20 protein-coding genes and 2 pseudogenes are annotated in these 18742 nt (G+C 67.5%); 11 read left to right on the top strand and 11 right to left on the bottom strand.

Annotated features, from left to right (window positions below; all coding sequences use genetic code 11):
• Positions 1 to 285 precede the first annotated feature (285 nt).
• The gene (locus tag ACH34Q_RS41195) at positions 286 to 1614 is read left to right on the top strand and encodes a M20/M25/M40 family metallo-hydrolase (protein WP_395988635.1); all 1329 of its coding nucleotides are present in this window, start codon (positions 286 to 288) and stop codon (positions 1612 to 1614) included.
• A 176-nt stretch (positions 1615 to 1790) separates the two neighbouring features.
• On the opposite strand, the gene ACH34Q_RS41190 is transcribed toward ACH34Q_RS41195, so the two are convergent.
• From ACH34Q_RS41190 to ACH34Q_RS41180, 3 genes are all read right to left on the bottom strand, one after another.
• Positions 1791 to 1997 carry a DUF5988 family protein gene (locus tag ACH34Q_RS41190; RefSeq protein ID WP_395988634.1) on the bottom strand — a complete coding sequence of 69 codons (207 nt, stop codon included), beginning with the start codon at positions 1995 to 1997 and terminating at the stop codon, positions 1791 to 1793.
• A complete protein-coding gene (locus tag ACH34Q_RS41185; RefSeq protein ID WP_395988633.1) occupies positions 1982 to 2479 on the bottom strand; it encodes a hypothetical protein in 498 nt (165 codons plus the stop codon). Before ACH34Q_RS41185 ends, ACH34Q_RS41190 begins: the two co-directional genes overlap by 16 nt.
• A gap of 177 nt (positions 2480 to 2656) precedes the next feature.
• Complete coding sequence (locus ACH34Q_RS41180; RefSeq protein ID WP_395988632.1) at positions 2657 to 3331, bottom strand: HAD family hydrolase; 675 nt, start codon at positions 3329 to 3331, stop codon at positions 2657 to 2659.
• A gap of 225 nt (positions 3332 to 3556) precedes the next feature.
• Between ACH34Q_RS41180 and ACH34Q_RS41175 the strand changes: the two genes are divergently transcribed.
• The 4 genes and pseudogenes from ACH34Q_RS41175 (at position 3557) to ACH34Q_RS41160 (ending at position 6661) form a co-directional block, all read left to right on the top strand.
• Positions 3557 to 3970: a DUF664 domain-containing protein gene (locus ACH34Q_RS41175; RefSeq protein ID WP_395988631.1), complete on the top strand. Its 414-nt coding sequence runs from the start codon at positions 3557 to 3559 to the stop codon at positions 3968 to 3970.
• Positions 3971 to 4257: 287 nt separating this feature from the next.
• Positions 4258 to 4761: pseudogene (locus tag ACH34Q_RS41170) on the top strand (DUF6596 domain-containing protein); the annotation flags it as partial.
• Positions 4762 to 4863: 102 nt separating this feature from the next.
• Positions 4864 to 5088, top strand: a complete 225-nt coding sequence (locus ACH34Q_RS41165) for a hypothetical protein (RefSeq protein ID WP_395988630.1) — start codon at positions 4864 to 4866, stop codon at positions 5086 to 5088.
• 100 nt (positions 5089 to 5188) lie between these two features.
• Positions 5189 to 6661, top strand: coding sequence for a peptidoglycan D,D-transpeptidase FtsI family protein (locus ACH34Q_RS41160; RefSeq protein WP_395988660.1), 1473 nt, complete (start codon positions 5189 to 5191; stop codon positions 6659 to 6661).
• A gap of 492 nt (positions 6662 to 7153) precedes the next feature.
• Here the strand turns inward: ACH34Q_RS41160 and ACH34Q_RS41155 are convergent, their stop codons facing one another.
• Complete coding sequence (locus ACH34Q_RS41155; protein ID WP_395988629.1) at positions 7154 to 7738, bottom strand: hypothetical protein; 585 nt, start codon at positions 7736 to 7738, stop codon at positions 7154 to 7156.
• Between the two features lie 111 nt (positions 7739 to 7849).
• On the opposite strand from ACH34Q_RS41155, the gene ACH34Q_RS41150 reads away from it, so the two are divergent.
• On the top strand, positions 7850 to 8512 hold the full coding sequence (locus tag ACH34Q_RS41150; RefSeq protein ID WP_395988628.1) for a DinB family protein: 663 nt from the start codon (positions 7850 to 7852) through the stop codon (positions 8510 to 8512).
• Between the two features lie 474 nt (positions 8513 to 8986).
• Here ACH34Q_RS41150 and ACH34Q_RS41145 read toward each other — a convergent pair whose 3' ends face one another.
• Together ACH34Q_RS41145 and ACH34Q_RS41140 are read right to left on the bottom strand one after the other, a co-directional pair.
• Positions 8987 to 10144 carry an epoxide hydrolase family protein gene (locus ACH34Q_RS41145; RefSeq protein WP_395988627.1) on the bottom strand — a complete coding sequence of 386 codons (1158 nt, stop codon included), beginning with the start codon at positions 10142 to 10144 and terminating at the stop codon, positions 8987 to 8989.
• Between the two features lie 256 nt (positions 10145 to 10400).
• Positions 10401 to 10973 carry a PadR family transcriptional regulator gene (locus ACH34Q_RS41140; RefSeq protein ID WP_395988626.1) on the bottom strand — a complete coding sequence of 191 codons (573 nt, stop codon included), beginning with the start codon at positions 10971 to 10973 and terminating at the stop codon, positions 10401 to 10403.
• Positions 10974 to 11035: 62 nt separating this feature from the next.
• Between ACH34Q_RS41140 and ACH34Q_RS41135 the strand changes: the two are divergent.
• Together ACH34Q_RS41135 and ACH34Q_RS41130 are read left to right on the top strand one after the other, a co-directional pair.
• A pseudogene (locus tag ACH34Q_RS41135) lies at positions 11036 to 11577 on the top strand (transposase); the annotation flags it as partial.
• A 176-nt stretch (positions 11578 to 11753) separates the two neighbouring features.
• On the top strand, positions 11754 to 12221 hold the full coding sequence (locus tag ACH34Q_RS41130) for a hypothetical protein (RefSeq protein WP_395988625.1): 468 nt from the start codon (positions 11754 to 11756) through the stop codon (positions 12219 to 12221).
• An 859-nt stretch (positions 12222 to 13080) separates the two neighbouring features.
• On the opposite strand, the gene ACH34Q_RS41125 is transcribed toward ACH34Q_RS41130, so the two are convergent.
• Positions 13081 to 13266 (bottom strand): DUF397 domain-containing protein, encoded by a 186-nt coding sequence (locus ACH34Q_RS41125; RefSeq protein WP_395988624.1) that lies wholly within the window; start codon positions 13264 to 13266, stop codon positions 13081 to 13083.
• Positions 13257 to 14000: a Scr1 family TA system antitoxin-like transcriptional regulator gene (locus tag ACH34Q_RS41120; protein WP_395988623.1), complete on the bottom strand. Its 744-nt coding sequence runs from the start codon at positions 13998 to 14000 to the stop codon at positions 13257 to 13259. Before ACH34Q_RS41120 ends, ACH34Q_RS41125 begins: the two co-directional genes overlap by 10 nt.
• A 235-nt stretch (positions 14001 to 14235) precedes the next feature.
• Here ACH34Q_RS41120 and ACH34Q_RS41115 point away from each other — a divergent pair, with 235 nt between their 5' ends.
• Together ACH34Q_RS41115 and ACH34Q_RS41110 are read left to right on the top strand one after the other, a co-directional pair.
• The gene (locus ACH34Q_RS41115) at positions 14236 to 14667 is read left to right on the top strand and encodes an ATP-binding protein (RefSeq protein WP_395988622.1); all 432 of its coding nucleotides are present in this window, start codon (positions 14236 to 14238) and stop codon (positions 14665 to 14667) included.
• A complete protein-coding gene (locus ACH34Q_RS41110; RefSeq protein ID WP_395988621.1) occupies positions 14646 to 14993 on the top strand; it encodes a hypothetical protein in 348 nt (115 codons plus the stop codon). Before ACH34Q_RS41115 ends, ACH34Q_RS41110 begins: the two co-directional genes overlap by 22 nt.
• 321 nt (positions 14994 to 15314) lie before the next feature.
• Here ACH34Q_RS41110 and ACH34Q_RS41105 read toward each other — a convergent pair whose 3' ends face one another.
• The 3 genes from ACH34Q_RS41105 to ACH34Q_RS41095 form a co-directional block, all read right to left on the bottom strand.
• Positions 15315 to 15920 (bottom strand): hypothetical protein, encoded by a 606-nt coding sequence (locus tag ACH34Q_RS41105; protein WP_395988620.1) that lies wholly within the window; start codon positions 15918 to 15920, stop codon positions 15315 to 15317.
• A 507-nt stretch (positions 15921 to 16427) separates the two neighbouring features.
• On the bottom strand, positions 16428 to 16745 hold the full coding sequence (locus ACH34Q_RS41100; protein WP_395988619.1) for a hypothetical protein: 318 nt from the start codon (positions 16743 to 16745) through the stop codon (positions 16428 to 16430).
• A 273-nt stretch (positions 16746 to 17018) separates the two neighbouring features.
• Entirely contained in the window at positions 17019 to 18056 is a 1038-nt protein-coding gene (locus ACH34Q_RS41095) for a GlxA family transcriptional regulator (protein WP_395988618.1), read from the bottom strand.
• 93 nt (positions 18057 to 18149) lie between these two features.
• On the opposite strand from ACH34Q_RS41095, the gene ACH34Q_RS41090 reads away from it, so the two are divergent.
• Positions 18150 to 18650 carry a DUF1348 family protein gene (locus tag ACH34Q_RS41090; RefSeq protein ID WP_395988617.1) on the top strand — a complete coding sequence of 167 codons (501 nt, stop codon included), beginning with the start codon at positions 18150 to 18152 and terminating at the stop codon, positions 18648 to 18650.
• The last annotated feature ends 92 nt before the right edge of the window (positions 18651 to 18742 follow it).

Genomic DNA, 18742 nt, shown 5'->3' with positions numbered 1-18742 from the left:
CGAGGCGTCCCGGCGCGTTGCAGGCAGCGTTGTACCGTTGGCGGCGTTTGGGTACGCCACTGGCGATTCTTCATCGGATCGAGACCATCTCGCAATGATCATGGCCGTCACAACAGGTCAGCCCATCCCGAAAATCGAAGGAACCTTTCGGAATCGGCCGAAATACCACCGGAAATGCACATGGTTTCCAGCAGCACGGGTTTCCAGTAGCACAGGCGTCCCAGCAGCACATGGGTTCCAGCCCCGGCCCATCGGGAGGCCGGGGAATCGGAAGGCGGGGAGAAGATGACCGAACCGCGGGTACGGGACCAGGGCCTCGGCGCGGCCGGCGAGGTCGCGGCACTGTGCGCCGACCTGATCCGCATCCGGACCGTCAACCGGGGCGAGGGCGACGCCGATCCTGAACGGCCCGCCGCCGAGCATGTCGCGGCCCTCCTGGACGACGCCGGTGCCGATCCCGTCATCGTGGAGTCCGCGCCCGGCCGGTCGAGCGTGCTCGCGCGGATCGCCGGCACCGACCCGTCCCACCCCGCGTTCCTGGTGCACGGCCACCTCGACGTCGTCCCGGCCGATCCCGCCGAATGGACCGTCCATCCGTTCTCGGGCGAGGTCCGCGACGGGTGCGTGTGGGGCCGTGGCGCGGTCGACATGAAGGGCAGCCTGGCGATGACCCTCGCCGTCGTACGGCAGCGGCTGCGCGAGGGCCGCCGTACGCGCGGCGACCTGGTGCTGGCGTTCCTGGCCGACGAGGAGTGCACCGGCGACTTCGGCTCCCGGTACGTGGCGCGCGAGCACCGCGACTACTTCACCGGCTGCACCGAGGCGATCAGCGAGTCGGGCGGCTTCAGCGTGCCGGCGGGCGGCGAGCGGCGGATCTACCCCATCGCGACCGGTGAGCGCGGCACGATGTGGATGAAGCTCACCGCGCGCGGCACCGCCGGGCACGGCTCCAAGCCCGCGCCCGACAACGCGGTCGCCGAAATGGCCCACGCGGTCTCCCGGCTGGCCGCGTACGAGTGGCCGGTACGGATCACGCCCGGCGTGCGCGCCCTGCTGGACGGCCTGGCCGGCGCGCTCGGCACCGCCCTCGACCACGACCGCCTCGACGAGGAGGCGCGCCGCCTCGGGGCGCCGGGCCGGCTGTTCGAGTCCACGATCCGCAACTCGGCCAACCCGACCCGCCTGGACGCCGGCTACAAGGTCAACGTCGTCCCCGGCACCGCGCACGCCCAGGTCGACGGCCGCTACCTGCCGGGCACCGGCGAGGAGTTCCTGGCCACGATCGACCGGCTGCTCGGCCCGAAGGTCACCCGCGAGTTCATCAACTACGAGCAGGCCCCGGCCGCCGACCCCGCAGGCCCCACCTTCGCGGCCCTCGCCGGAGCCCTGCTCGCCGAGGACCCGGCCGCGTACCCCGTCCCGTACGTGATGGGCGGCGGCACGGACGCCAAGTCCTTCAACCGGATCGGCATCACCAGCTACGGCTTCGCCCCGCTGATGCTGGGCCCGGAGCTGGACTACCTGGGGATGTTCCACGGCGTGGACGAGCGCGTACCGATCGAGGGCCTGCGCTTCGGCACCCGCGTCCTCGACCATTTCCTGGACACCCGCTGACCGTGCGCGCGTCCCGGCCCGACCGGCGCGACGCACAACGGAACCGGGTCGCGCCCGACCGCGAACGCGACCTGGTCACCGGCCCGCAACGCCTCTACAGCGCCTCCGCGACGCTTCCTAGACGCTTCCGCAACGCCTCCGCGGCGCCTCCGCGGAGGCCTCCGGGCCGTCCGCGCCTACTTGGCAGTGGCGGTCCGCCCCGACCAGACGAAGACCGGGAGCCGGCCCTCGGGGGTGTCGTGGTGCCGCGGTGTCACCCTGAAGTGCTCGTACCCGCCGCGGAACGGAAACTTGAGCTCCACACCGGGCGGCGTGATCCCCACGATCCGCTCGGGGAGATCCGCCGGTCCACCTTCGAGGAAGGCCTTCAGCCGAGTGTCCATCTCCGGATCGTCACACAGCCGGCGCGGCCGTCCAATGTCTCCGGAGTGGTATCTGCGGTACCCGCCAGGCCGAGCAACGAGAGCAGTTCCTCGAACGCACCGTCCACCCGCTGGGGCGCGGGCGCCCGCAGCAACTCGGTGATCGGCTCGGCATCGACCGTACGGCGTGCCGCGGCGGCCCAGTCCACCAGGTGCCGCGCCACCTCCCCGACCGGCAGCGGACCCGGGGCCGGCCCACCGGCCAGCGACGTCCGCCAGTAGCCGCTCAGCCCGCTGAAGCCCTCCACGGCGGCGTGCTCCCCGTCCACGACCGAGGCCAGCAGCGCGGGCGCGTACGTCGCGGCGGCGATGTCGACCAGCAGCGACACGCTGTCCGCGATGTCGGCGTCCCCGTCCAGCTCGCAGACCTGCCAGCCATCGCCCCGGAGCCGGTTCGCGGTCACCGCCGGAAGGAACGGCCGCAGCACATGCAGATCCGGCAACGGCCTGTCGTTCCTGCCCACAACCAGATAACCGCCGACGCCCTCGGACATCCCGTGAACCCCTCCCTGCTCTCTCCTCACCCCAGCGCCGAAGGATTGTGAAATGTCACACCATGGAAGACGACTCAGAAGAAACACGCCATGTCCGGCGTCCGGCCGGAGCGGCGCCCATGCCCCTCAGCAGCGGGCCAGCACCGCGGGGAGCTCTTCGAGCGAGGAGATCCGGTGTATGCCCTCCGGCACCGGCGCGGCCGGTCCCGCCCGGTCAAGCCAGATGCCGTGCAGGCCCGCGTTCCGTGCGCCCACAGCGTCCACGTCGAGCTTGTCGCCGACATAGGCGACCTCGGCGGGCGGCAGATCCAGGGCCGCGCACGCGGCCAGGAAAGCCGAGGGCTGTGGTTTGGCACAGCCGAGCCCGTCGGAGCAGAGCAGCACTTCGAAGTGATGGCGCAGCCCCAGAGCCGCCATCCTGCGTTCCTGGTGGACGGTGCTGGAGTTGGACAGGATCCCCTGCCGGTACGGAAGCGCGCCCAGGACCCCCGCCACGTCAGGGAACACCGACCAGGCCGCCTCGAACAGCGCCTCGTACCTGCCGTACCAGGCGTCCGCCTCGGCATCACCCAGCGGCCGGTCCAGGAACGTGCGGACGCGCTCGCGGCGTTGCTGGTCGTAGGTCACTACTCCGGCGGCAAGGCGCCCGTACCCGATCGCGGTGATCCGGCCCCACCGCTCGAACGCGGCCTCGTCCGAAGGCAGCCCCTCCGCCTCGAGGTGGCGCAGCAACCCGGCCCGGTCCGAGCCGGTGAAATCGAAGATCGTGTCGTCGACGTCCCACAGCACGGCCTTGATCACCTTTCGACCCTACTGTGGCGAGTCGCGGATCCGCTCGCAGCATGCGGCCGCCCGACACGGCCACCGTCCAGACACGCGACCACGTCCAGACAGACGAGCACTTCCCGAAAGACAAGCGCTTTCCGAAAGACGAGGTCCCGCGCGATCGGACAACCCCGTCTCAAACGACCCGGTCCGATCCTCCCGCCAGGTCAACGAAGATCACCGGAGCGGCAGAATGGCCCCATGACCGCATCGGATCCCAAGACCGACCTGCACTTCTACCTGCAGTCCGCCCGGGATGCGCTGCTGTGGAAGCTCGAAGGTCTCACGGAGTACGACGTGCGCCGCCCGTTCACGCCGACCGGCACCAACATCCTGGGCCTGGTCAAGCACGCGGCCACCGTGGAGCTGGGCTACCTCGGCGACACCTTCGGGCGGCCCTCCGGCGAGCCGCTGCCCTGGGTCGAAGACGGTGCCGTGGGGATGAACAAGCGAAACGTCAGCGTGGGGCCGGGCGACTCGGCATGGTGGGACAACCATCGAAGCCGGCTGGAACATGCGGCTGAGGAAGCCGCCCGGAACGCGACTGCGCGTGACCTGCATCAACTGGACGGTCGGAACCCCGATCCCTCCGCGGGTCCAGATCCGCGCCCGTAATCGAAGAACGCACCCTAGGAAATCGACAGCGGGTTGTGATCCACTAGCGCCATGGGCCTCAGTGGAAGCGACGCTGCCGCCGCGTTACTCTTCCTGCTCAGTGTTCTGGCCGCTTCCATAACGCAATGGTCGTTGTTTCGTCGCATTGAGCGACGCCGCGAGCGGCAACAACGGGAAGACCGAGTCGCCGCCTAGGACACCTTCGCCAATGGGCTCTCGTACTACCGCCGCGCCGAATGCGACTACGTCCGCCGGCATCTTGAGGCACCTGGCTCCCCAACCACTCTAGAATCGCACGGACCGGTCCCGGCGGCAGGCTGGTGCCCCTCGCCGAGCAGGACCGCGGCCTGTGGAACACCCGCCTGATCGCCGAGGGCGTCGAGGTGCTCCAGGCGGCCCTCGGCCGCGACCGCCTGGGCGAGTTCCAGGCCCAGGCCGCCATCGCCGCGCTCCACGCCGACGCCCAGGCGGCCGAGGAGACCGACTGGGTGCAGATCGTCGAGTGGTACGACGAACTGGTGCGCCTCACCGGCAATCCGGTGGCGCGCCTCAACCGGGCCGTCGCGGTCGGTGAGGCGGACGGCCCCCGGGCCGGCCTGGCCGCCCTGGCCGGACTCGACCCCGCCCTGCCCCGCCACACCGCCGTCAAGGCGTACCTGCACGAGCGTGACGGCGACCCGGTGACCGCGGCACGGCTCTACGCCGAAGCCGCCGAATCGGCGCCCAGCCTCCCCGAACGCGAACACCTCACACGACAGGCCGCACGGCTCAACGCGCGGCTGCACGGTTGAGCGGCATGCGACAGGCGTACACCGAACCGCGGCCCCGCCTCAGAGCACGCTCCACCCCAGAGCACGACGTCTCGGAGGCAGCCGGTGAGCAGGAGACGGTACGTGGCCAGAGGAGTGCCGGGCGGCTACCGGATCTGGGACACCAAGGCACGCCGCTGGTGGGGGGAACTCTACGAACTGTGCCCGGACGATCTGCTGACCGAACTGAACGGCGACGCGGACTATGAGAAGATCACCGCGCTGCTCAGAAGTTCCGGGCGCTCAAGCGCTGACCGTCCGGTCCTTGGGTCTGCGACGGGTTGCCGCACCAGGGCGGTTCCTCGCTGAGGGCCAACTGGATCCTCATCGCGATCCTCGTGCGGATGAGCCACGACGCGCGCAAGCCCGCTCCGCAAGCCATTCGGAATGAGGGCATGACCCAGTGAACATGGACAAGCCGCTGCGCCGGGTCGCGATCTTCGCGCTCCTGCTGTTCTTCGGGCTGATGGCCCAGCTGAACTACGTGCAGGGCAGCCAGGCGGAGGCGCTGCGCACCGACAGCAACAACGCCCGGCAGTACGCCGATGTGTTCAACTCCCCGCGCGGGCAGATCACCGCCGGCGGCCAGGTCCTGGCCAAGTCCGACCTGACCGGCAAGGACAACCCCAAATACGGCCGCACCTACAAGGACGGGCTGATCTTCTCGCCCACCACCGGATTCTTCAACGGCGGCGCCTCCAAGGTCGAGATGGCCTACAACTCGCTGCTGGGCGGCAAGGACAAGCGAATCACCCAGCAGCGCTGGTTCGACACCTTCATCGGCAAGAAGGCCGAAGGCGCCAACGTCGAACTCGCCCTCAACACCCAGGCCCAGACACTGGCCTACAACCGGCTCAAGGGCAGCACGTCCCGGCGGGCCGGCGCCGCGGTGATCGACATCGAGACCGGCGCGATCGTGGTACTGGCCTCCTACCCCTCCTTCGACCCCAACGAGGTCACCCCGCAGAAGGGCATCCCCGGCGGCAAGCGGCTGGTCCAGCTGGAGAACACACCCGGCGTGATCAAGCCGCTGATCGACAACGCGATGAGCCAGACCTTCCCGCCCGGCTCCACCTTCAAAACGGTCACCGCCGCCATCGCGATGGAACAGAACAACCTCACCAGCAGCAGCCGGGTCAACACCGGCCGGCTTGTCCTGCCGGAATCGAACAGCCCGCTACGCAACTCGCACGACACGGGTGAGTGCGCCGGTTCGGCCAGCCTGCGCGGCGCGTTCGCCGAGTCCTGCAACACCACGTTCGCCGAGTTGGCGATGCAGATGGGCATCGAGCGGCTCAACCAGGGCGCCAGCAAGTTCGGTTTCAACAAGCGGGTGGAGATCGAGCCCGACCTGTACGCCACTGAAAGTGACGTGCCGGTCTCGATCAAGAACGCCAAGACGGGCGAGACCATCCAGACCGGCCAGGACGGCACCGCCCGTTCCGGCATCGGCCAGGAGAACGTCCGCTCCACCCCGCTGCAGATGGCGATGGTCGCCTCCGCGGTCGCCAACGACGGCAAGATCATGAAGCCGTACCTCGTGCAGAAGGTCAGGGCCCAGGACCAGAGCGAGCTCTACAAGGCCGAACCCACCCGGTTCGCCCAGGCGATCAAGGAGGACACGGCCGACCAGCTGGCCGACATGATGCGGGCCGTGGTCACCGAGGGCACCGCCAAGAACCTGGCGCAGTTCAACATCGCCGGCAAGACCGGCACCGCCGAGCAGGGCGGGGACAACCCCAACGCCCGCTGGTTCATGGGCTTCGCCCCGATGGACAAGCCCAAATACGCCTTCGCCGTCATCACCGAAGGTAAGGGCAGCGGCGGCGGGGCGGCCGGGCCGGTGGCCGGCGCGATCATGCAGGCGGTGCTGCGCGAGTGAGCGGGCCGACACGCCACTGACGAAGCTCGGCGCAAGTCACTGACAGCGTCTGGTTCCTGCCCCTCTCGATGACGGCGGCGACAGGACGTGATGCGCTTACGACGGGAGCGCAGGACACCTCCTACGACGGGGGCGCACAGTTCATCCTCACCCACAGACCTCCCGACGAGCCGGACCCTGCCGTCACATTCCTCACCTGTGAACTCGAGGAAGCCGTTGTCACGGCACGCAGCACCGCGGGCGACAGGAACCTGGAGATCCTCGGCACCGACGTGGCCGCCCAGTGCCTGCAGCGCGGGCTCGTCGACGACGATCCTGGTGTACGTCCTGCCGCTGCTACTCGGCGACGGCGTTCGCTTCTCGCCCCCGAGTCTGGACAGGATCGACCTGGAGCCCTTCAGCAACACCCGGTCGGGCGCCGTCACGACGCTCCGCTTCCGCGTGCGAAAGTAGGCGCGGCCCTCTCGCCGTCAATGCGCCGTCGGTATCCGATCACCCATCGTCCAGCGACCGGGGCGGTTGCCTCCGCTGGTCGACGTCGAGATGCAGGTAAACCGCCTTCGGACTCATGCCGAGTATGTCGGCGATCCCGTACACGATGTGCAGGCGCTCACCGTCCTTCCCGCGCTCCTCGAACAACCTCCGGACTTGCAGCCCGGCAATGTACGACTCCCTGGCGGCGATGTACGACTTGCTTTTCGGCACGTACAGCAGCACCATTCCAACGATCGAGGTGACCAGCGCGACAGAGTAGGCGGCCAGGCCTTCTATTCCATGAACCCAGATCAACCGACAGGTGCACATCACGATGACGGCATTGAGCATCGCTGTCCTGGCATGCTGGCTACCGCTGACGACCCACAGGACGAATGCCCCGTACATGGCCGCCAAGACGGACGTCCCGACGGTCATCTTCAGAACGCCCGATTGCCCTTCGCCCGTGAATTCCAAGAAACCGTAGGCAAAAGCCGATAGAACGAGCAGGGTGACGCCCGTCTTGAACGCTCCCGGTCTCCGTGCGCGGGGACCGGCGGTCGAATGGCCCACGTGATGCGCTTCGCCAGGCGAACCTGTCACAGAGTCTCCCGTTCCTGAAGCCCCGGCGGTGGCCCTTGATGCTATCCCGCACGATCGGGCAGCCTCCGTCCCGATCGAACTGCGTGATCACCGGAGCGGCAGAATGGCCCCATGACCGCATCGGATCCCAAGACCGACCTGCACTTCTACCTGCAGGCCGCCCGGGATGCGCTGCTGTGGAAGCTCGAAGGTCTCACGGAGTACGACGTGCGCCGCCCGTTCACGCCGACCGGCACCAACATCCTGGGCCTGGTCAAGCACGCGGCCACCGTGGAGCTGGGCTACCTCGGCGACACCTTCGGGCGGCCCTCCGGCGAGCCGCTGCCCTGGGTCGAAGACGGTGCCGATCCCAACGCGGACATGTGGGCCACCGCCGACGAGTCACGCGAGCACATCGTCGCGCTCTACCACCGGGCATGGACCCACGCGGACGCGACGATCGACGCACTGGCGCTGGACACGATCGGCCGAGTGCCCTGGTGGCCCAACGACAGGGACAAGGTGACGTTGCACCATGCCGTCGTGCGCGTGATCGCTGATACGCACCGGCACGCCGGGCACGCCGACATCATCCGAGAACTCACAGACGGTGCCGTGGGGACGAACAAGCAAAACGCCAGCATGGCGCCAGGCGACTCGGCATGGTGGGACAACCACCGAAGCCGACTGGAACATGCGGCTGACAAAGCCGCCCGAAACGCGACTGCGCATGACCTGCATCAACTGGACGGCCGGAACCCCGATCCCTCCGCGAGTCCAGATCCCCGCCCGTAATCGAAGAACGCACCCTAGCCCGCGCGTTTCAGTTGCGGCCGTTTCCGGATCAGGAGAGGAAAGGCGAAAGTGCCGTCTGAGGTGGGGTGATGAGGCTTGTGCAGGGCTTTTCTCACTGCAGCGGGAAGGCACTTTCTACGTGCGCACTACGCGGGTCGCGTCCCAAGGTTGTCGTCTCGGCCGACAGGCGGAGGGTGGTCAGCCGCGCCGGGTCCGTCTGCTGGTTAACCTCGTCGAGGCAGCCGGCTGACCGGTGCCTTCACAACTGTGCTGCGGGGGCCGGCGGCCGCGCGGCACCGGGATTCTCGAACGCGGCACGTGTCATGCGCAGGAACAGACTCGTCTCAGGGCTCCGTTACTGGAGCCCCTGCCGTCAATCCATGGGATAGAAGCGGCGTTCCGACGTGTCTTTGTCCAGGAGAGCTGGATTGGCTCCTGGAGGGTTTTGATGGGGAAACGACCGGCGCTGGAGGATCAGCGTAGGGTGCTGAAACTTTCCCTGATCTCGTCGACGAAGAGGTCGGGCTGTTCCAGAGCGGCGAAGTGGCCGCCCTTGTCGGGCTCGTTGAAGTGGATGACGTTGCTGTAGCGGCGTTCCACCCAGCGCCGTGACTTCCGCATGGGTTCGGCGGGGAACATGCTGAATCCCGTCGGTACGGTGATGGGGTCGTCGGTTGTTGCCGGCGGCCACCAACCGGTCTGCATCATCTCCCAGTACATCCTGGCCGCGGACGTTCCGGTGTTGGGCAGCCAGTAGAGCATGATGCTGTCGAGGATCTCGTCGGGCGACAAGGAGGCTTCGGCGTTCCCCGGTGTTTCGCAGATGTCCTGGAACAGCGCGTATATCCAGGCCGCGAGCCCGGTCGGGGAGTCGGCGAGGGAGTAGCCGATGGTCTGCGGGCTGTTGGACTGCATGCCCAGGTAGCTCGCCTTCTTTTCCCAGAAGGCGCCGGCGCGTTCCAGCATTGCTTTTTCGTCCGGGGTGGCGTCGGCGATTTCTTCGGGGGTCGGCTGGATCATGGTGAAGTTGAGATGGAGCCCGACGCAGCCGGGCGGTGCCTTGTGGCCGATCTCGTCGGTGACCGCGGCGCCGAGGTCGCCGCCCTGGGCGCCCCAGCGCCGGTATCCCAGGCGGTCCATCAGGGTGATCCAGGCGTCGGCGATACGGGGGTATCCCCAGCCGGACTCGGCCGGCTTTCCGGAGAAGCCGAACCCCGGCAGCGAGGGGATGACGAGGTGGAAGGCGTGACGCGGGTCGCCTCCGTGGGCGGCGGGGTCGGTCAGTGGGCCGATCACCTTGCGGAATTCCAGTACCGAGCCCGGCCACCCGTGGGTCATGACCAGCGGGAGTGCGTCGGGTTCCGGTGAGCGGACGTGGAGGAAGTGGATGTCGAGGCCGTCGATGGTGGTCGTGAACTGGCCGAAGTCGTTGAGGGTCTTCTCCGCGGCCCTCCAGTCGTAGCCTGCGCGCCAGTAGTCACTGAGCGCCTGGATTTTCGCGAGCGGCAGTCCCTGGCCGGTGCCGGGGACGGTCTCGCGTTCGGGCCACCGGACGCGGGAGAGCCGCTCACGCAGGTCGGTCAGCTGTTCCTCGGGCACGGACAGGGTGAAGGGGCGGATCTGTTCGGACACTGGTGTTCTCCCTTGAGTGGACATGGTTGATCGAGCCCCGTCTCGTTCGGTGTGAGCAGGGCCGTGGGTGGGGGTCGGGACTTGGCCGGGTTGCGGCCTTGGTTGCAGGCGACGGTGTCGCGGCCGGACATGGGTGAGCGGCGCGTTGAACGGGACGGACGTCGGCCGGGGTGGCCGAGGCGCAGAGGACGAGGCTGGGCGAGCGTGCGTGTCACGTCCGGCCGCGGTGACGGCGTACACCAGGTGCGACGGCAGGCTACCCTCGCGTGGGTTTTACCCCTGATTGCTCGTCGGCGACGATGTCCGGTGCGGCGGCGATGAGGTCTTCCAGCCAGCTGACCTCGGCCTGGAGACGGTATTCGGTGTGGCGCAGCGCCCATTTCTCGCTCACCGATACATGCTCCAGGGCGTCCGCGTTCACCCTTTTCGTCTGTTCGAGCAGGTCGCGCACCGCCGCCAGGCGTGCCGAGAGGACCTCTGGCAGATCGGTCAGTGTGTCCGGGTCGACGCGGGTCAGCGCCAGGTCGAAGGGGTCGAATTTCCACCAGATGTCCCGCAGGCTCCGGTGGCGGAGCTCGGCGAGGACGTCACGTCCTGCCGCGGTGATGGCGTAGATCTGGCGTGCCGGTCGATTGCCGTCCTGTTCGCTGCGTACTTCTTCGAGCAGGCCCTCGCCGGCGAGGCGTTTGATGGCGCCGTACACGCTGCCCACGGAGATGTCGGTCCACAGGTGGACGTACTCCTGCTCGGCTTGCGTGCGGACCTGGTGACCGTGCATTTCGCCATGTGTGGCGAAGGAGGACAGGATGAACAGCCGGATCGAGGACATGCGATTACTCTCGCATGAGTAATCTCGCGCGTCAAACTGGCCGAGGGAGAGGTGTTCGACCACGTGCCGGGGCCGAGGTCGCCGAGCTGACCGGCATGGTCGACCTTGCCGGCTATCCGGACGGCACCCGCATCATCGTTCGGCGGGAACGTCCCCATCCCGGGGCCCAGAGCTGTCACTGTTCGATCAGGCCGAGGGCCTGCGGCACCAGGTCTTCCTCACCGGCACCCCATTCACCTCCGGCTCGGCTCAGTTCCTTGAGGTCCGCCACCAGGGACACGCCACCGTCGAGGACCACATCCGGTGCGGCAAGACCACCGGTTTCGGTCGCTTTCCCTCCCGCCGCTTCGGTGTCAACGCTGCCTGGCTCGAACTCAGCCTCGCGGCAATCGACCTCCTGGCCTGGACCCGCGTCCTCCTGCTGGACGGCGAGCTCGCGACTGCCGAACCCAAGAAACTGCGTTACCGGCTCCTGCACGTCGCCGCCCGAATCAGCCGAGGCGGCCGCCGCCTGCGCTTGCGAATATCGATGACCTGGCCCCGGCGGCATGAACTCGCCGCCGCATTCCGCCGTCCGGCCGCATTACCCCGCCCCGCCAGCTGACCTGCCGTCCCCGCCCACCCCCGACCCAAGGACCCTGGAGAACCCGACCCCGCGTCGGGCCGCCACCATGCCCACCGGCCGACCCAGCCCCAAAACAACCCCGCCCAGCACCCCAGCAACCCCAACCGAAACGGCGAGGCTAGGAAATCGGCAGCGGGTTGTGATCCACTAGCGCCATGAGTCTCAGTGGAAGCAACGTTGCCGGCGCGTTGCTCTTTCTGCTCAGTGTTCTGGCCGGTTCCATAACGCAATGGTGGTTGTTTCGTCGCATTGAGCGACGCCGCGAGCGGCAACAACGGGAAGACCGAGTCGCCGCCTACGACGCCTTCGCCAATGGGCTCTCGTACTACCGTCGCGCCGAATGCGACTACGTCCGTCGGCGTCTTGAGGCACCTGGCTCCCCAACCACTCTAGAATCGCACGCGCAGTCCTTTCGCGTCCGCTCGACGGCAGCCTACGATCTGCTCCGTGTCCAGCTGGCGGCCCGCGATCCACAGATCGTGGAGCTGGCTGAGCGAGCGTTCGCGATCACCGAGCAGGTTCACGACGCGGAAACGGCAGAGCAGGCCGATCGAGACGCGAACCGCGCGGAACAGGCACTTGCCCAGTTCGTCACGGCGACCGGCGCCACGGTCTACTCGTAGGGCCGCGCCGAGCGGGCGCGCATCAGGCACACCACCGCCGGACGGCTGCCACTTCGGTTCCGCCCTCCGTGCTGCCCCGTCACCGTGCTGCCCCGTCACCGTGCTGCCGAGCGCGCATGACAGGAGATTCAGCCGGAGTCGGCCCCCTACTTCAGCTCAGTTGCACGGACTTCCAGCTCCGCTACACGGCGCCGCTCATCCCGTCGGAACAGGCCCCAGCGGAGCCGATGGCTGGTGGGCGGTGCGCCGTGTCTCGTACCAGGTTCCGCCGACGAACTCGCCCGCCAGTTTCCAGCTCCACGAAACGGCTGGAGTGATACGCAGATAATGGCCCGGGCCGACCATCCCGACGCGCTCGACCGGCCCCTCGGCCTCACCGTAGAAACGTATCCCCCGCAGAAACGTATCCCCCGCGCAACGAACGGGTCGAGCGACACCAGGTCATCGACCACCAGCGCAACCTCGTGATTCCCAGCTCCGACATTGCGGAATTTTCGGGTATCCACCACCGATGGGCCTGACCCGCCGCCCCAGAAGTAGGTCCCGTCGTACTCGAAGGCGAGCGGTACCGTATCCGGCTGCCCATCGGGTCCTGCATAACTGGTCCTGCACAACGACGCCACCCGCAAGCCGCACCGTTCGGCGCACCACAGGTGTGATCGAACGGGGGGGAAGACCGGATCCTCGCTCATTCCGGCCGGAGCAACGATTCAGCACGCCAGATGATCAATGGCCGCGTCCACCGGCGTACCCGGCGCGTTGACTCGTGGCGTGTTCGCCTGAAACCCCACCGCCAGCGGCGAACACGCCACGAGTCAACGGAAGCGAGCGGCACGGCGGGATCGTCGTGGTCACCGGACTAGAGATTCTTGACCGCCGTTACAAATCCCCGGAAGTCACTTCGGACGAGTCGAAGCTTGGGCCCGTCCGGATCCTTGCTGTCACGCAGGGCCACGGAATCAGCGAAGGCCGCGAGCTCAACACAGTCGCCACCGTTGTTCGAACTGCGGGATGCCTTGCGCCACTGTGGGCGGTTCACGTCCATCGTTCTTTCGCCACTTTCCTTATAAGGTCGATTGATTGATTCTGCGGGTAGGCCTGTGACTGGATCAACGAAAAAGTCTCACTGAGGCGCGTGATGTCTTCGCGATCAGCCGTGGTCTCTCCCCGGATCTCTGCGTCCCTGTATGCCAACTCGATTCCACCCGCCAGCGTACCTACGAAGAAGGCTCCTGTCAGTCCACCGTGGTTCACGCTGGGGACGATCTGGATCCTCACCTGATGCGATGCGACGGCGGCCAGGTGTTCCAACTGCGCACGCATCACGTCCGGGCCACCGATGTCGCGGTGGAGCACCGACTCATCGAGGACGTACATCAAACTCGGCGGCGGAGGCTCTTCTCGTACAAGGAGGCTCTGCCGTGCGATTCTGGCTTCTACCGCTGCTTCATTTCCGTTCAGAAGGGCACGTGCATAGTCCGGCGTTTGCACTAGTCCTGGGACGACGAGCGGCTGGAAACTTCTTACACTGATGGCCTCCGGCTCGTGCTTGTACCAGTCCGTGAACCAAGCGGGGATGGCGCCGAGGTGTTTGAACAGGCCGTCCCATAGGCGGGTGAGGGCGCCGCGCGTGTCGAGGACCTTGTCGACTTCCACGGGCAGGCTGCGGTCGCAGCGCATTTCGGCGCGTTCGACGGCGCTGATCGTGCTCTTGGCGAACGGGATCTTGTTGCTGAGCTGGGTGCAACTCAAGCCTGCGGCCTCCCTGTAGTGACGCAACTCGCTCCCGAAGAGGGTCTCGGGAGACTCCCAGGGCGGAGGTCGTTCGGTCGCTGCGGCATGGGAACTGCTCCGTTTCGTTTCGGCCAGTGATGACCAGCGATGGCCATTGATGGCTGGGGGCGAGTTGAGACGGATCGGCTTTGGCCAGCCGTACTACCTTTTCCGAATTCAGCGTGCCACAGGGCGCATGATTCAACCAGCCCATTCGGACACTGTTCCAAAGGTCACAGCCATGATGGACGCGCATTCCGCCCGGGAGATCTACACAGACCGGGCAGAAGTACCACAGACCGAAACTCCTACCATCATCCTGGAGTCAACCGACAAAGCCCCTTTGCAGGCCCGCCGATTCGTGGCGGAAATCTTCGCCAAATGGGACATTCCCGATGACTACCTGGCACGTGTGGTGGTCTCGGAACTGGTCACCAATGCCTACCGCTACGGACAGGGAACGATCATCGTCCGGCTGTCGGTCGGCGCGCGGGACGGCCTTCTCCTACTGGAGGTCTACGACTCGGGTGACGGGCAGCCGACCGTTCTGCCGGAGAACCACGCCTCGACCGGTGGCCGGGGGCTGCCGACGATCGCCGACATCACCGCCGCCTGGGGCGTCCGCCCGATCGAGGGAGGAGGCAAGGTCGTATGGGCACGTCTCGCACCCTGATGAAGGCATGCCGGCGACTTCTCCCAGGCCATCACCGGGCGTCCCGCTATCTGTACGAGCTGGCGGCCGAGATCGGGCGCCAAGGCTGGCAGGTCACGGTGCTCAACGAGCAGTCACCTCCCGCGCTCCGGGCCTACGCCCACGGTCAGGAGGCCAGGGCCGTGACCGTCACGGCTCATCGGCGTCCCTGCTTCGACGGCTCCTGGTCGTACCACTTCGAGCCGGTGGACGGCCGGGCCGCTCGTGGCTTCCTCCATCTGTGCGGGGTCCCCCGAGAGGCCGCCGAGCAACTCGACGAGCGGCTCCGCCGACGGCTGCTGTCCTAGCGGACGCCGACAACACGCGGTTTGCCGGCAAGATCGGGGACGCGGCGGTCTCCGTTCGAACGCCGGAGCAAGGAGGCTGCCGCGGCCAGATGCCGACTCCTCGGGAGGGGCCATTCCGAGCGATCCCCAATGGCCCGGTGGCGTGTGGGTCAGACCCGTGTGGCAGAGCCTGGTTGTGCGAACGAAAGCCGGCCCCAGTCCTCAGTGATCTCCGGCTCCACTGAGGTGACGCTGATTCATGTTCGTGCGAGTTGTGGCCCCACCCAGCCAGGCCGGTTGCGGAGGGCCCCTTCCTCAGTGGCTCCTTTGACGGCCAAAGGGTCAGTGGTTCCGGCGACGCCGGTGGTAGGCGAAGGTGACGGCGGCGAGCAGTGGACCCCACAGCAGGAGCGGGAGGTAGCAGAGGTAGAAGATCGCGGCCTGCCAGCCGCCTGCTTGTGTGGGGAAGTCCGCGGGAGTCGGCTCACCTGTGACGGTGACTCCGGCGAACAGAGCGACGAAGCCGACGGTCCACACGACCGTCAGCACCGCGGCGCCGAGCGCGGCGGTGACGACGACGGCGCGCGTCGGTACCCGCCTGCCGCCCAGGCCCGGGATCCAGCGCGGAAAGACCTCTCCCCACCTGGCGATCAAGCCGATGGCGGTGAACGCCAGCAACTCCGAGAGCACCGACAGCAGCACGACGTACAGCTCCATCGGCAGCCACGACGGAAGGTCGCCGGACCCGTGGCCGCCCTCGTTGATGTCGATGGGCAGATGGAATGTGATGCCCGCGATCCGCCAGAGGCCGGAGGGCAGCACAGTGAGCGGAACGGTGTATGCGGCGATCCGTGCCCAGCGGGGCACCCCGGCCACTGGGGCGTGGGCGCCTCTCCACGCGGTACGCACCCGCCCGACGGTCACTGGCGCATCGATCTGAGCAGTCATTGTCGATCCCTTTGGTCCGGCGGGCCTGGCTGCCCGATCCACACCAAAGATCGCAACTGTGCCGGGCATGATCACCACCCACTGGAGGGAATCTGATCCCCCTCCGGGGGAACACGGACGGGGGCCGTTCCCCCGAAGGGGGGATGCGCAGACCGGCCAACGTGGCACGGCTTTGAGCGCTGCAGGCCAGCCGAGCGGGTCCGACTTGATGACATCGCGCCGACTTCGTGAGCTGGGACAGCAGGTGCCATCCTTGCCCCGTTGGGATGCGAGACAGCAGGCCTCGATGACGAGGTGAGGCCAGAACTCGCTGGAACTCACCGTGCCGGACGAGCCCGGCCGGGGCCGCACGGAACGCGAAGGTGGAGCCGACTTCCGTTCGCCACATCACAGAGCCCGGCGGCATTGCGAGAACCGGTGGCGTCAGTGCCCGGAAGGTTGCGAGGTCTGGAAGGTTGAAGGCGGGCTCAGGCGTCCGCCGTCAGGCCGTTCGACGTCACCTACTGATCAGCGTGGGCGGCTGAGGGCGGCCTCTGCCAGATCCGTCCATTTCTCGGCCGAGGAGTGGGGCACGACCACCCAGTCCTTGATCTCCCGGCCTTTCCCCGACGGGTCGAACAGGGACGCCCCGGGCAGCTTGAGCGCGGCCGCATGTTCGGGGGTATCCCTCACCAGCCGGAACACCATCGCGTGGTCGCGCTGCAGGCTCGCGAACACCTTCCCCGCATGATCTTTGAGCGCGGGACTCCCCATCATGCTGGAGATCCATACACCCAGGTCGGCCATTTCGGCACCGACCTGCTTGAAATCCTCTTCCGCGCTCATCGTCAGTCGGTTCCCAACTCCATGGCGGGGTGGTCGAGCAGCTTGCCGTGGTCGGGGCCCCGTGGTCGGGCCTCTTCCAGCCTCACGCGATCGTTGCGGCTCCCACGTCCCGGCCGCACGGCGATCAGGCTAGCCACCTTGGCGGCACCGATCAATTCCGGCTGCGGGGCCGACCATGCCGAGTCCCGCCGCCGGTCATCGACCGTGCGCGACTGATCACCATCAGCGGCGGCCAGGGTGAATGCGAAGACCAGAGGCTCAAGGGCAGTTGAACTAACTCGCGCGGACTGGAGCAGCAGGTCTATCCATGAGGGCGGAGTGCGGCGCCGATCGCGAGACCGGACGGTGGGGGCCCTTGGACAGCGCGGTACGGAAGCGCGCCCGGTAGGCCGAAGGGGTCACACCCAGATGGCGCAGGAAGGCGCGGCGGAGGGACTCGTCGCTGCCGAGCCCGGATCGCTGCGCCGCCCCGGTGACGGTCTCACCCGATTCCAGGAGCGATTGCGCCGCCTCCAGGCGTACGGACTCGACGTAGGCGGCGGGGGTACTGCCGACGTCCTGGTGGAAGAGCCGGGTGAGGTGCCGGACGCTCATCCCCGCCCGCGCGGCCATGGCCCGCAGCGAATGGTCGCCGGCGGGGGCGGCGACGATTTCGTCGAGCAGACCCCGCAGAGGGTCGTGCCGGGGCCGCGGCGTACGGGAGGCCACGGAGAACTGGGACTGGCCGCCAGGCCGCTGGAGGAACACCACGAGGTCGCGGGCCACCTCGCGAGCCAGGTCGGCCCCCTCATCCTCCTCGACCATGGCCAGAGCGAGGTCGATACCGGCGGTGACGCCGGCCGAGGTGAGCACCGCCCCGTCCCGGACGTAGATCGCGTCGGGCTCGACCGTGATCCTGGGATGGACGCGGGCCAGTGTCGCCGCGTGCCGCCAGTGGGTGGTCGCCCGCCGGCCGTCCAGCAGACCCGCCTGTGCGAGAGCGAACGCGCCGGTGCAGACGGAGGCGATGCGATGGCATGTACCGGACAGAGAGGCGATCGCGTCGAGAAGCCCGGCGGGCGCCGGGACGCGCGGGAACTCCGGTGACCCGGGCACCACCAGGGTGTGGGTCTCCCCCATGGCAATCACCGGTGTGGTCGGCATCAGCCGGACGCCGGCGGCCGTCGTGACGGGTTCCCCGTCGGGCGTGCACAGAGCCGTCTCATACCGGCCGCCCAGTCCGGCCGCGGTGCTGAACACCTCCAGCGGGGCGGTCACGTCCATCATCCGGACGCCCTCGTAGGCCAGGACCGTCACGCTTCTCCTCGACACGGCCCCAGGGTACCGATCCTTCATGTCCATATGTGTGGGGATCATGGCCAGATGGACATGGGAGGGGACGTTCGCGGGCGCGACGCTGGAGCCATGACGACCGACCGCATTACACGAGAGCGTGGAGCCCCAACCATGTCCCGCCCGCCCGTACCTCCGTTCACCACCGAAGAGGACGCCCGCAAGAAAGTCCAGGCGGCCGAGGACGCGTGGAACACGCGCGATCCGCAGCGGGTGGCGCTCGCCTACACCCCCGACTCGGTCTGGCGAAACCGAGGCGACTTCATCACCGGCAGGGAAGAGATCATCGAGTTCCTCACCCGGAAATGGGAGCGGGAGCAGGACTACGCACTCCGCAAGGAACTGTGGGGATTCCGCGAGAACCGGATGGCGGTGCGATTCCATTATGAGTGGAATGACGCCGCTGGCCAATGGTGGCGCAGTTACGGCAACGAACTCTGGGAGTTCGACGCCGAAGGACTGATGCGCCGGCGCGAGGCCAGCATCAACGACATCCGTATCGATGAGGCCGACAGGCGCATCTTCGGTCCCCGTCCAGAAGAGGAGCGCGGACGATCGATTCCCTTGGCCTAGACCTATCGACGCTACGCGCTATTGGCCTTATGTAATTAACCTAGCGCTACTGACCTAGCGCTACTGACCTAGCACTACCGGCCTAGCGCTAC

It is taken from the genome of Actinomadura sp. 9N407 (genome assembly GCF_044326315.1).
Taxonomy (GTDB): domain Bacteria; phylum Actinomycetota; class Actinomycetes; order Streptosporangiales; family Streptosporangiaceae; genus Spirillospora.
The sequence above is the reverse complement of the archived record's forward strand: the minus strand, read 5'-3'. Positions and strand labels throughout refer to the sequence as shown.